This window comes from Thiolapillus sp., assembly GCF_048562965.1.
GTDB lineage: Bacteria > Pseudomonadota > Gammaproteobacteria > Chromatiales > Chromatiaceae > Thiolapillus > Thiolapillus brandeum_A.
In genome coordinates this window covers 1-12,793 of sequence record NZ_JBHNMF010000053.1, presented here as the reverse complement: position 1 = coordinate 12,793, position 12,793 = coordinate 1, and the positions used below count along the sequence as shown (strand labels likewise).

11 protein-coding genes and 1 pseudogene are annotated in these 12,793 nt (G+C 59.0%); 5 read left to right on the top strand and 7 right to left on the bottom strand.

Going from position 1 to position 12,793, the window contains the following annotated elements:
- Window positions 1-125 precede the first annotated feature (125 nt).
- The 7 genes and pseudogenes from ACOCD2_RS05060 to ACOCD2_RS05030 form a co-directional block, all read right to left on the bottom strand.
- Window positions 126-1,363 (bottom strand): annotated as a pseudogene (locus ACOCD2_RS05060) (multifunctional CCA addition/repair protein).
- A gap of 35 nt (window positions 1,364-1,398) precedes the next feature.
- Window positions 1,399-1,626 (bottom strand): DUF2007 domain-containing protein, encoded by a 228-nt coding sequence (locus ACOCD2_RS05055; RefSeq protein ID WP_293652397.1) that lies wholly within the window; start codon window positions 1,624-1,626, stop codon window positions 1,399-1,401.
- Window positions 1,627-1,643: 17 nt separating this feature from the next.
- Window positions 1,644-1,844, bottom strand: a complete 201-nt coding sequence (locus ACOCD2_RS05050; protein WP_293645415.1) for a hypothetical protein — start codon at window positions 1,842-1,844, stop codon at window positions 1,644-1,646.
- On the bottom strand, window positions 1,841-2,587 hold the full coding sequence (locus ACOCD2_RS05045) for a YciK family oxidoreductase (RefSeq protein WP_293645417.1): 747 nt from the start codon (window positions 2,585-2,587) through the stop codon (window positions 1,841-1,843). The genes ACOCD2_RS05050 and ACOCD2_RS05045 overlap by 4 nt, the downstream gene beginning before the upstream one ends.
- A gap of 55 nt (window positions 2,588-2,642) precedes the next feature.
- The gene (locus tag ACOCD2_RS05040; protein ID WP_293645419.1) at window positions 2,643-3,299 is read right to left on the bottom strand and encodes an HAD family hydrolase; all 657 of its coding nucleotides are present in this window, start codon (window positions 3,297-3,299) and stop codon (window positions 2,643-2,645) included.
- The gene (gene ubiG, locus ACOCD2_RS05035) at window positions 3,296-4,051 is read right to left on the bottom strand and encodes a bifunctional 2-polyprenyl-6-hydroxyphenol methylase/3-demethylubiquinol 3-O-methyltransferase UbiG (protein ID WP_293672473.1); all 756 of its coding nucleotides are present in this window, start codon (window positions 4,049-4,051) and stop codon (window positions 3,296-3,298) included. Before ubiG ends, ACOCD2_RS05040 begins: the two co-directional genes overlap by 4 nt.
- Window positions 4,052-4,069: 18 nt before the next feature.
- The gene (locus tag ACOCD2_RS05030; RefSeq protein WP_293645423.1) at window positions 4,070-5,386 is read right to left on the bottom strand and encodes a TRZ/ATZ family hydrolase; all 1,317 of its coding nucleotides are present in this window, start codon (window positions 5,384-5,386) and stop codon (window positions 4,070-4,072) included.
- Between the two features lie 63 nt (window positions 5,387-5,449).
- Between ACOCD2_RS05030 and mtnA the strand changes: the two genes are divergently transcribed.
- The 5 genes from mtnA (at window position 5,450) to pheA (ending at window position 12,616) form a co-directional block, all read left to right on the top strand.
- Entirely contained in the window at window positions 5,450-6,511 is a 1,062-nt protein-coding gene (gene mtnA, locus ACOCD2_RS05025; protein ID WP_293645425.1) for an S-methyl-5-thioribose-1-phosphate isomerase, read from the top strand.
- 121 nt (window positions 6,512-6,632) lie between these two features.
- Window positions 6,633-9,191 (top strand): DNA gyrase subunit A, encoded by a 2,559-nt coding sequence (gyrA, locus tag ACOCD2_RS05020; RefSeq protein ID WP_293645427.1) that lies wholly within the window; start codon window positions 6,633-6,635, stop codon window positions 9,189-9,191.
- A gap of 58 nt (window positions 9,192-9,249) precedes the next feature.
- Window positions 9,250-10,326 (top strand): 3-phosphoserine/phosphohydroxythreonine transaminase, encoded by a 1,077-nt coding sequence (gene serC / locus ACOCD2_RS05015; protein ID WP_293645429.1) that lies wholly within the window; start codon window positions 9,250-9,252, stop codon window positions 10,324-10,326.
- 14 nt (window positions 10,327-10,340) lie between these two features.
- On the top strand, window positions 10,341-11,519 hold the full coding sequence (locus ACOCD2_RS05010; RefSeq protein WP_293645431.1) for a phosphoglycerate dehydrogenase: 1,179 nt from the start codon (window positions 10,341-10,343) through the stop codon (window positions 11,517-11,519).
- Window positions 11,520-11,530: 11 nt separating this feature from the next.
- Window positions 11,531-12,616 carry a prephenate dehydratase gene (gene pheA, locus ACOCD2_RS05005; protein ID WP_293645433.1) on the top strand — a complete coding sequence of 362 codons (1,086 nt, stop codon included), beginning with the start codon at window positions 11,531-11,533 and terminating at the stop codon, window positions 12,614-12,616.
- Window positions 12,617-12,793 lie beyond the last annotated feature (177 nt).

Here is a 12,793-nt window from a genome sequence, read left to right as displayed (position 1 = left end):
ACTGCTGGGGCACCAATAGGTTGTCAAAGGCCGAGTCGATTTTGGGGACTGGGATGTCCCAAAATCTATCACGAGGTCGAAGACACGCTTGACGAATCGAAGCCCGTCTGTTCATCTCTGCGAGCTTAGCAGCCTCCAGCCCCGGAGTCATCCTGCCGGGAAAAATCACCGGGGGAACACTGCTTCCTGAATGTGGCGATCCTGCGGCAGCGCAGCTGATGAATTTCTCTGCCGATCTGTTTTCCGTGGATATGGGTGGGTACGTCCCTGGCGGAAATGTCCCTGGTGAGTGTATGGATACGGCGCAAATAGTCTGCCTGGGGATAAGGCTGATCCTGGGCCCTTTGCGCCCCTGGGCATCGCTCTGGCAGGCCAGCAGGAAGCGTTCGAAATCTTCAGGAGCGCGCCAGGCGTCCAGATCATCCAGGAGCTTTGCCAGGGTTCTGGGCTTGAGTTCAAGGGCCAGATGCACCATGAGATGATAGCGTGATGTCTTGCGGGCCAGCTTCCGGTAGTGTTCGGGGATGCGCAGGCGCCGGCAGACCCGGTCGACCAGGGGGACGCCCAGCGCTTCATGCCCGCGGTGACTGGGCCAGTATTCGGGAGGCGTCACCGCCTTGCCCAGGTCATGCACCAGCACCGCAAAGCGCACCAGGGGGTCTGTGGTGAGTTCGGTAACGCGGTCCAGTGCCATGAGCACGTGAATGCCGGTGTCGATCTCGGGATGATATTTTTCCGGTTGGGGAATGCCGAACAGGGCGTCCACTTCGGGCAGGATTGCTTTCAGCGCACCCAGTTCCCGCAGCACTTCGACGAAGCGCCGGGGTGATGGCGTGCACAGGGCGCGGCGCAGTTCCTGCCAGATGCGTTCCGGGGCGAGGGAAGACAGGTCACCTCTTTCTGTTAGGTTTCGGGCGAGTGTCGCGGTTTCTTCTGCGATGGAAAAATCCAGTCCGGCGGCAAGGCGCGCCAGACGCAGGATGCGCAGGGGGTCATCACTGAATGACGGCAGATGCCGGAGAATACGCTGTTCCAGGTCCTGACGGCCATGGAAAGGGTCGATGATCCGTCCCTCCCTGTCCATGGCGATGGCGTTGATGGTCAGATCACGCCGCGCCAGATCCTCGTCCAGGGAAATACCGGGGCCTGTGGTCAGATTGCCGTCGGTATCCCGTCCTCTTGCCAGGGCATATTCTTCCTTGCTGCGGGGGTGCAGGAATACGGGGAAATCCCTGCCCACCTGTTGAAAACCGCGGGCCAGCATTTCTTCGGGGGTGCTGCCCACCACGACCCAGTCACGGTCATTGTGGGGCCGGTCGAGCAACCGGTCGCGCACGAAGCCGCCCACGAGGTAAGCGTCCAGACCCTGTTCTGCGCTGTCGTGGGTGGTCATTGCTGTCAGCGCAGCGCCGGTGGAATCCAGCTGTCATCATCATCCGCGGTATCACGCATTTCCCGGATGAGCTTTTTTGCCCGGATTTCATCCTTTTCGTCGACGAATACCCTGACGATGCCCAGGGCGGGCAGTTCGCCCATGGCGCCCTGCAGGTAGTCGCCACCGACCCTGGCATCGATGCCATTGCTGATGAGGTAGATCTTGATGGAATGCGCCTCGATGGAGTTCAAGGCATCAAAAACAGGAATCACCCGCCCTGTTCGCGAATGAGTCTGTCCCTGTCTTTCGCATCCTGTTGCATCTGTTTTTCCAGACCCTTGGCCTTGTCCAGCGCCTTCATCTGCGAGTCCCAGGGGTTGAAGTGCTTTTCCGGTGGTTTTTCCGGCTGACTGTCTGAACAGGCGCCCAGAAGCAGTGTCATAGCCAGAACCAGTAAGCGCGTGTTCATGACTGTTCCTCATAGGTCAGCGCCTGGCCATGAGTGCCGTGGCTGTCCGGACCCATCAGCCACAGGTACAAAGGCATGAGGGCTTCGGGCAGCTTTACCCTGTTGATGTCTTCTCCGGGGTAGATGGTCTTGCGCATGTTGGTGCGGGTAGGGCCGGGATCGAGGCTGTTTACACGCACAGGGGTGTTTTCCAGCTCCTCCGCCAGCGCCTGCATCAGGCCTTCCTGGGTGAACTTGGCGGCGGCATAGGCGCCCCAGTACGCGTGGGCCCTGCGTCCCACACTGTCGGAGGTGAAGATTACCGAGGCATCTTCAGCCTGGAGCAGCAGGGGCATGCAGGTCTGGGTGATGAAGAAGGGCGCATTGGCGTTCACCTGCATGACCTTCATCCAATCCTGGGGGTCATAGTCCTTGATGCGGCTCAGATAGGGATTGATGGCGGCATTGTGCAGGATGCCCTCAAGCCGGCCGAAAGTCTCTTTCAGTTTGTCTCCCAGCTCTTCATAGTCATGGAGGGTGGCACCTTCCAGATGCATGGGGTAGATTGCCGGAGTCGGAGCGCCCAGGCTCTCGATTTCGTCATAGACGTTTTCCAGATTCGGCAGGGTCTTGCTCAGCAGCACAACGGTAGCGCCGTGCGTGGCAAAGGCGATGGAGGCTGCCCGGCCGATACCGCTGCCGGCGCCGGTAACCAGGATCACGCGATCCTGCAGCAGGTTGGAAGGAGCTTTGTAGTTGTTCATGGCTGTCTGCTTGTATGACGGTACAGCGGCCTATATTAACAGACGTCACCCGTTCCTACAGCAACGCCAGCAAATCCTGTGGCCGCTCGAGGTCGAAATCAGCCTGCCACTCTTCCGGCCGGTCATCTTCCTGCAGGTAGCCGAAGAGGGCGCAGGCGGTGGGCATACCGGCGGCCTTTCCCGCTTCGATGTCCCTTTCGGCATCACCCACATACAGGCACCGTTCCGGTGGGGTTGCCAGCAATGTGCTGGCGTGTACCAGGGGTTGTGGATGGGGTTTTCTGTGCTCGCAGGTGTCGCCGCTGATGATGACTTCTGTGCCGCAGGGCATGGGCAATGCCTGCATCAGGGGATCGGTGAGCCAGGCGGGCTTGTTGGTCACGATACCCCAGGGGATGCCTTTCCGGCACAGGGCTTCGAGTACCTGATCCATGCCCGGAAACAGTCGCGTGTGTCGACAGATATTTTTCAGATACACATCCAGCAGGTGCAGGCGCCGTTCCTCGAAGCCTTCATCCTGCGGCTCCATGGCGAAACCCCGGCGGATCAGTGCGATACCGCCGTGTGAGACCACGGGGCGGATCTTTTCGAAAGGCAGGGGCTGACGGCCGAAATGCTCCAGCGTGCGGTTCAGGGCATGGGCCAGATCCGGGGCCGTGTCCGCCAGGGTGCCGTCCAGGTCGAACAGCAGGCAATCGATGGCGGGTTTCATTCAGCCGCTTTTTGTGTGGCTACCAGATAGTTCACGTCCACGTCGGAAGGGTCGAGCCTGTATACCCGGGTAAGGGGATTGTAGGTCATGCCGCTGATGTCCTGCATTTCGAGGTCGGTCTGGCGGATCCACCGGCTCAGCTCCGACGGGCGGATGAAGCGCGCATAGTCATGTGTGCCTTTGGGCAGCAGGTGCAGAACGTACTCCGCGCCGACGATGGCAAACAGATAGGATTTGGGATTGCGATTGATGGTAGAGAAGAACACTGTGCCGCCCGGTTTGACTAGCGTGGCACAGGCAGTAACGATGGAGGACGGATCAGGCACGTGCTCGAGCATTTCCATGCAGGTGACCACATCGAACTCCCTGGGCATTTCCCGGGCCAGCTTTTCCACCGGTATCTGACGGTAGTCCACGTCACGGCCGCTTTCCAGCAGGTGCAGGCGCGCCACCTCCAGGTTGGCATCACCCATGTCGATACCGGTCACATGAGCGCCTTTCTCCGCCATGGATTCCGCCAGGATGCCACCGCCACAGCCCACGTCCAGCACCTTCCTGTCCGCCAGTCCGCCTGCATGTTGCTCGATATAACCCAGGCGCAGGGGGTTGATCTCGTGCAGGGGCTTGAACTCGCTGTTGGGGTCCCACCAGCGCGAAGCCAGTTCCTCGAACTTGCTGATTTCCGAAGGATCCACATTGTGGTGTGCATGGTCGGGCATGATCGGCTTACCGTTGATATCAGATGGAGTCATTCTAGCAAATTTGCCGGATCAGGATTGTTGCTGCAGTTTATCCTGCCAGCTGCCGGTGTCGGCCATCAGCCTGTTCACATTGATGCGGGTCAGTTCGCCGTCAGACAGTAGCAGCTCACCGTTCACCCAGACATGGCTGACCTGTTCCCGGCCGGCGGAATACACGATCTGGGAGACCGGGTCGAACACGGGCTGGGTTTCGATACTCTGCAGGTCGATGGCCGTGATATCGGCTGCCTTGCCCGGGGTCAGGGAGCCAATATCCGCCTCCAGCCCCAGTGCCCTGGCGCCGTTGATGGTGGCCATTTCCAGCACCTGGGTCGCGGGGAGCGCTTCAGTATTCCCGGCCACGCCCTTGCCCAGCAGGGCAGCGGTCTGCATCTCGCCGAGCATGTCCAGATCGTTGTTGCTGGCGGCACCGTCCGTGCCCAGGGCGACGTTGATTCCGGCAGCCAGAAGCCGGGCAACGGGACAGAATCCCGAGGCCAGCTTCAGATTGGATTCGGGACAATGCACCACATGGCCACCGCTGGCCGCATAGGCTTCGATTTCATCATCCTGCAGCTGGGTCATGTGTACGGCGATGAGGTTGGGTCCGGTCAGGCCCAGCTGGCGCAACCTCGTGAGGGGGCGCATGCCATACTGTTTCCGGCTCTGCCCGATTTCGTCCGCCGTTTCATGAACGTGCATGTGAATGGGCAGATCCAGCTCGTTGGCCAGGGTGCGCACGCGCAGCAGGGGTTCGTCAGATACGGAATAGGGCGCGTGAGGCGCGAAGATGGCGCTGACGGTGGATTCATTGCGGAAAGTATCATGCAGCGCCAGCGCACGTTCCAGGTAACCGTCGGCATCGGAGGCCCAGGCGGAAGGGAAGTCGATGAGTATCATACCCAGCACCGCCCGCATGCCGGTTTCCAGGGCGACTTTTCCGGTGATGTCCGGAAAGAAATACATGTCGTTGAAACAGGTGGTGCCGCTGCGGATCATCTCCGCCATGGCCAGACGGCTGCCATCAGCGACAAATTCCGGACTGATCCATCGCTGCTCGGCAGGCCAGATGTGCTTTTCCAGCCATTCCATCAGTGGGATATCGTCGGCCATGCCCCGGAACAGGCTCATGGGCGTGTGAGTGTGAGCATTGATCAGGCCGGGGATCAGGGCATGTCCTGGCAGTTCAATAACCCGTGACGCGCTGATCTGTTCCCTTGCCTCCCGCGAAGGTAAAAGGGCAGTGATGCGCCCCTGTTCGATGGCGATGGCATGATGTTCCAGGACCCGGTTTGGCGGTTCCACGGGAATGATCCAGCGGGCGTGTATGAGATTGTCTGCGTGCATTTTTTTTCCTTGTCTGGCAGGTGGCTATAAAATACCGGAAATCTGTTCTGGAACCCAACACTTATGAAAACGATCAAACTCGACCGTCCCGCTGCTCCTGATGATGCTGCCCTGTGGCAGGATGATGAGCTGTTGCTGCTGGACCAGCGCCTGCTGCCACAGGAAGAAAAATTCATACATTGCGAGAATGCTGCAGACGTGGCCAGTGCCATTGCCGGCATGGTGGTGCGTGGAGCCCCGGCAATCGGGGTGACGGCGGCTTATGGCGTGGTGCTGGCGGCCCGGGATGCCTGGCGGGGCGCAGACACGGGCTGGAAGCAGGCCTTGCAGGATGACCTGTCCCGCCTGGAGGCTGCCCGCCCCACGGCGGTAAACCTGGCCTGGGCCATCGCCCGTATGGGGCAGCGGATACAGACCCTGGCCGATGATGCTGATCCGGAACCGGCACTGCTCGCCGAAGCCCGGGCCATTCATGACGAGGATATCGCCGCCAACCACGTGCTCGGCGATCTGGGGGCTTCTCTCATTGAAAAGCGGACGGCAGTCATCACGCACTGCAATGCGGGTGCGTTGGCCACGGGCGGTTACGGTACAGCGCTGGGCGTGATCCGCAGTGCCTGGGCGGCCGGGAAGCTCACCCAGGTGTATGCCGATGAAACCCGGCCCTGGCTGCAGGGCAGCCGTCTCACAGCCTGGGAGCTGGTGCGGGACGGTATTCCTGTCTCGCTGCTGGCCGATGGTGCAGCGGCGGCACGCCTGGCCGCTGGCGGTGTGGACTGGGTGATCGTGGGCTCGGACCGCATCGCCGCCAATGGCGATGTGGCTAACAAGATCGGGACTTATTCCCTGGCCCTGGTTGCCAAAGCCCATGGTGTGAAGGTCATGGTGGCGGCTCCCACCTCCACCATCGATATGCACTGTCCCTCGGGAGCGGACATACCCATCGAAACCCGTGACCCTGAAGAGCTGCTCTCCTGTGGAGGCAAAAGGGTGGCCAGCGCGGGGGCGAATGCCTGGAATCCGGTGTTCGATGTCACTCCGGCGGGATTGGTGGATGCGATCGTCACGGAAAAGGGGATTATTCATTCGCCAGACGCAAAAAAGCTCCGTCAGAACATGATATGAATCCCCCCTGAGGGCCACATTTGCGTTTTGTGCGGATTTTCCATGTGACCCGCACCCCGGGGATGGAATTATGGTAAAATTCGGCCCCTAATTGTTTTAGCCACTCAGGCCGTTTAAACACATGACTGATTTCGCCAAGGAAGTCCTTCCGGTCAATCTCGAAGACGAGATGCAGCATTCCTACCTTGATTACGCCATGAGCGTCATCGTGGGAAGGGCTTTGCCGGACGTCAGGGACGGGCTCAAGCCGGTGCATCGCCGGGTGCTGTACGCCATGAGCGTGCTCAACAACGACTGGAACAAACCCTATAAGAAATCCGCCCGCGTGGTGGGTGATGTCATCGGTAAGTACCACCCCCATGGCGACACCGCGGTGTACGACACCATCGTGCGCATGGCCCAGCCGTTTTCACTGCGCTACATGCTGGTGGATGGGCAGGGTAACTTTGGGTCCGTCGATGGGGATTCCCCCGCCGCCATGCGTTATACCGAAGTGCGCATGGCCAGGATCGCCCATGAACTGCTGGCGGATATCGAAAAGGAAACTGTCGATTTCATTCCCAACTACGACGAATCCGAATCTGAACCCACCGTGCTGCCGGCCAAGGTGCCCAACCTGCTGGTCAACGGTTCCTCGGGCATCGCTGTGGGCATGGCGACCAACATCCCGCCGCACAACCTGACGGAAGTGATCAACGCCTGCGTGGCGGTTATCGACAATCCGGACATAGCCATTGACGAGCTCATGGGCTATGTGCCGGGGCCGGATTTTCCCACGGCGGGCATCATCAACGGTGCCAAGGGCATCCGTGAAGCCTATCGCACCGGGCGGGGCAAGATCTATGTGCGCGCCCGCACCCATTTCGAGGACATGGACAACGGCAAGCAGCGTCTGGTGGCCACCGAGCTTCCCTACCAGGTGAACAAGGCGCGGCTCATGGAAAAGATTGCCGAACTGGTCAAGGACAAGAAGATTGAAGGCATCACCGAGATGCGCGATGAATCCGACAAGGACGGCATGCGCATGGTGATCGAACTGCGCAAGGGCGAAGTGGGCGAAGTGGTGCTCAACAACCTGTTTAAGCACACCCAGATGCAGAGTGTGTTCGGCATCAATGTGGTGGCCCTGGTGGATTCCCAGCCGCGTACGCTCAATCTGAAGCAGCTGCTGGAATATTTTATCCGTCACCGTCGCGAAGTGGTCACACGGCGAACCATTTTCGATCTGCGCAAGGCCCGCGCCCGGGCTCACATCCTTGAAGGCCTGGCCGTGGCCCTGGCCAACATCGACGAGGTCATTGCCCTGATCAAGGCGGCGCCCAATCCGGCCACGGCGAAGAAGGAACTCTGCGCCCGCACCTGGCAGTCCGGCGCCCTGGAAGACATGCTCTCCCGTGCCGGCGCGGACGCCTCGCGCCCTGATGACCTGCCCGAAGGCTTTGGCCTGACGCCGGACGGCTACCGCCTTACCGAAGTGCAGGCCCAGGCCATCCTGGACCTGCGCCTGCAGAAGCTCACCGGACTGGAGCAGGACAAGATCATCAGCGAGTTCCAGGAACTGCTGGACCGTATCGCGGATCTGCTGGATATCCTTTCCAGCTCAGACCGGCTCATGGAAGTGATCAAGACCGAACTGCTGGAAATCAGGGAACAGTTCGGTGACGAGCGCCGTACCGAGATCGTCGCGGATCGCCTGGATCTGACGCTCGAAGACCTGATCACCGAAGAAGACGTGGTCGTGACCCTTTCCCACCAGGGCTATGCCAAGGCCCAGTCCCTGGACACCTACCAGGCCCAGCGCCGGGGTGGCCGGGGCAAGACGGCCACCACCACCAAGGACGAGGACTTCGTCGACAAGCTGTTCGTCGCCAGCACCCACGACACCATCCTGTGCTTCTCCAGCATGGGCAAGGTGTACTGGCTCAAGGTGTACGAACTGCCCCAGGCGGGACGCAATGCCCGGGGCAAGCCCATGGTCAACCTGCTTCCCCTGGAAGAAGGAGAACGCATCAATGCCGTGCTGCCGATCAGGGAATATACCGAAGACCGTTACATCTTCATGGCCACGGCCAACGGAACCGTGAAGAAAACGCCGCTCACCGATTTCTCGCGGCCGCGGGCCAGCGGCATCATTGCCGTGGATCTGAGAGATGACAATCAGCTGGTGGGTGTGGATATCACCGATGGCAACCAGGACATCATGCTGTTCAGTTCTGCAGGAAAGGCCGTGCGTTTCAGCGAATCTGCCGTGCGTCCCATGGGACGAACCGCAGCCGGCGTGCGCGGCATCCGTCTGGACAAGGGCCAGCGGGTCATTTCCCTGGTGGTGGCCACCGAGGGTGATGTGCTCACCGTATGCGAAAACGGTTACGGCAAACGTACCGACATCAGCCAGTTTGCGGTCAAGGGGCGTGGCGGCAAAGGCCTGATCTCCATACGCACTTCGGAGCGCAATGGCCAGCAGATCGGCTCCATACTGGTGGATGAAGATGATGAAATCATGCTCATTACCGATGGTGGCACCCTGGTGCGTACACGTGTCAGTGATGTATCCCGCATGGGCCGTGATACCCAGGGTGTGAAGATGATTGCCCTGAGCAAGAAAGAAAAGCTCATCGGTATTGCCCGTATCGAAATGCTGGAAGGCGAAGACGCTGAGCACGAAGAGGGTGAAGAGTAATCTCTCTTTTGAACAAACAAGATCGATTTTTCAGGTAGTAACCAACAGGAAACCCAAAATGTCACGAATCTATAATTTCAGCGCTGGCCCAGCCGCGCTTCCCGAAGCTGTACTGAAACAGGCGCAGGATGAACTGCTTGACTGGCATGGCGCCGGCATGTCGGTGATGGAAATGAGCCATCGCGGCAAGGAGTTCATGAGTATTGCCGCACAGGCGGAAGCAGACCTGCGCGAAATAATGGCGATTCCTGACAACTACAAGGTGCTGTTTCTGCAGGGAGGGGCTTCCAGCCAGTTTGCCATGGTGCCCATGAACCTCATGGGACGCACGGGAAAGGCAGACTACATCAACACCGGCAGCTGGTCCAAGAAGGCCATCGCCGAGGCGAAACGTTATGGCGAGGTAAACGTTATCGCCGATACCGCTGCTGACTTCAAGGCGCCGGCGGAAAGTGACCTGCAGTTTTCTGCCGATGCTGCCTATGTGCATTACACGCCCAATGAAACCATTCAGGGTGTCGAATTTCCCTATATTCCCGATACGGGGGAGATTCCCCTGGTGGCGGACATGTCTTCCACCATCCTGTCCCGTCCTGTCGATGTATCGAAATTTGGCATCATCTATGCCGGCGCGCAGAAGAACGTCGGGCCGGCGGGCCTGACCCTGGTCATCATTCGTGAAGACCTCATCGGTCATGCACCGGACAGCTGCCCCGCCATGATGAATTACCAGATCCACGCCGACAACGGCTCCATGTACAACACGCCGCCCACCTATGCCTGGTATCTGGCGGGTCTGGTGTTCAAATGGCTCAAGGAAAATGGTGGTTTGGATGTCATGGCTGTCGTCAATGAGCGCAAGGCAGAATCCTTGTACAACACTATTGATGATTCCGGTTTCTACGCCAATCCCGTGGACCCTGAGTGCCGTTCCTGGATGAACGTGCCTTTTACCCTGGCCAATCCGGATCTGGATGGCAAGTTCCTGGAAGAAGCTTCTGCAAAGGGACTCAAGAGCCTCAAGGGACACCGTTCGGTGGGTGGCATGCGTGCCAGCATCTACAATGCCATGCCGGAAGAAGGCGTGCAGGCGCTGATCGCCTTCATGCATGAATTTGAAAAAGCCAACGCCTGAACAGGACAGATACGATGTACAAGATTCTTACCCTGAACAACATTTCTGCCGCTGGACTGGACCGCCTGCCCCGTGAACGCTACGAAGTTGCCTCGGAAATCAGCCATCCAGACGCCATCCTGCTTCGTTCCTACAAGATGCATGACATGGAGATTCCCGAAAGCGTGCAGGCTATCGGCCGTGCCGGCGCAGGCGTCAACAATATTCCCGTGGACAGGATGACCGAAAAGGGCATTCCTGTGTTCAACGCGCCGGGTGCTAACGCCAATGCCGTGAAGGAACTGGTCATCGCGGGCATGCTGATGGCGGCGCGCAACATCGGCCCTGCCTGGAAGTTCGCCAGCTCCCTGGAAGGCGAGGATGCCGAGATCACCAGGGCGGTGGAAGCGGGCAAGAAGAACTTCGTCGGTTTCGAGCTGCCGGGGCGTACCCTGGGTGTGGTTGGCCTGGGTGCTATCGGTGTAAAGATCTGTAATGCCGCTCATGACCTGGGCATGAACGTGGTTGGCTTTGATCCGTCTATCACCGTCAAATCCGCCTGGAAACTGAAGGCGGATGTGGAACAGGCACTGTCCATCGATGACCTGCTGTCCCGAGCGGATTTTGTTACCTTCCACGTACTACCCCTGAACGAACAAACGGCAAACATGATCAACGAGGAACGCATACGGCTGATGCCGGACAATGCCATCGTGCTCAATTTTGCGCGCAATGGCATCGTGGATGATGAAGCCGTGGTCAAGGCGCTGGATGACGGCAAGCTCTATGGCTACGTCTGTGATTTTCCGAGCAATCTTCTCAAGGATCACGCCCGCTGCCTGACCCTTCCCCATCTGGGTGCATCTACCCGGGAAGCAGAAGAGAACTGCGCCATCATGGTGGCGGACGAAGTGCGTGGCTGGCTGGAAGACGGCAATATCGCCAATTCCGTGAATTTTCCCGAGATCAACATGCCCCACGGCGAGAACCCGCGCCTGGTGGTGGTGAACAGCAACGTACCCAACATGCTGGGCCAGATCTCCACGGACCTGGCCGAAGCCGGCCTGAACATTTTGGATATGCTCAACAAATCCCGTGGAGATATCGCGGTGACCCTCATCGACCTGGAAGCCCAGCCTGATCAGGGTGTGCTTGACAAGATAGCCGGTGTGGAAGGTGTATTGTCCGTGCGCTGCCTCAGCTGCAATAAATAGAGGCACGCTGCATGACTGAAGCGGAAAAGCTCAATGCCATTCGTGAGCGCATCGACGCCATCGATGAGGAGATTCAGAACCTCATCAATGCCCGTGCGGAAGCGGCGGCAGAGGTTGCCCGTATCAAGCAGGAAGGTGATGGAGACACGGTCTTCTACCGCCCGGAGCGCGAAGCCCAGGTGCTGCGCATGGTCAAGGAACGCAACAGGGGACCGCTGGATGCGGAAGAAATGGCACGGCTGTTCCGTGAGATCATGTCAGCCTGCCTGGCGCTGGAGTACCCCCTGAACATCGCTTTCCTGGGACCGGAAGGTACTTTCACCCAGGCAGCGGCGCTCAAGCATTTTGGTCATTCGGTCACCACGACGCCGCTGGGTTCCATTTCGGATGTCTTTCAGGAAGTGGAGGCAGGCAACTGCCAGTATGGTGTGGTGCCCGTGGAAAATTCCACGGAAGGTGTCATCAGTCACACTCTGGACATGTTCTTCAGCTCGCCGCTGCAGATCTGTGGGGAGGTGACCCTGCGTATCCATCACAACCTGTTGTCCAATGCAGGTTCTCTGGATGAGCTGAAAACCGTGTATTCACATCAGCAGTCGCTGGCGCAGTGCCGCAGCTGGCTCGACAGGCATTTGCCTAATGTAAAACGCATCGCCGTGGGCAGCAATGCCGAGGCGGCATCCATGGCACGGGAAGATGCCGGGGCGGCAGCCATTGCCAGCGAAACGGCGGGGGAAATCTATAACCTGAGTGTGCTGGCACATAACATCGAAGACGAGCCGGGCAATACCACCCGTTTTCTCATTATCGGCAATCAGCAGGTGCCGCCTTCGGGTGAAGACAAGACCAGCCTGCTCATTTCCACCAGAAACGAAGCCGGCGGGCTGCATCGTCTGCTGGAGCCGCTGGCCGAGCACGGCGTGAGCATGACGCGTATCGAATCCCGCCCTTCACGGCGTGGCGTATGGGACTACGTGTTCTTCATCGATGTGGATGGCCACAAGGATGAACCCCATGTGCGCCAGGCGCTGGCGGCCCTGGAAAAGCAGGCGGGCATGTACAAGGTGCTGGGATCCTATCCCAAGGCTGTACTGTAGATCGGATTCACCCGCTGACGCCGCATCGCCTTCCATGGCGGACGGTATCCAGTATTTTAGGGAAGCTCTGATCGAATCAGTGATTTTCGTATTTCAATGCAAATCGGCTGTTTTTTGAAATATGAATGGGGATTATCTGTAGATTCTCCCTTGTTTGCCGCATTCCAGGCGCAATGA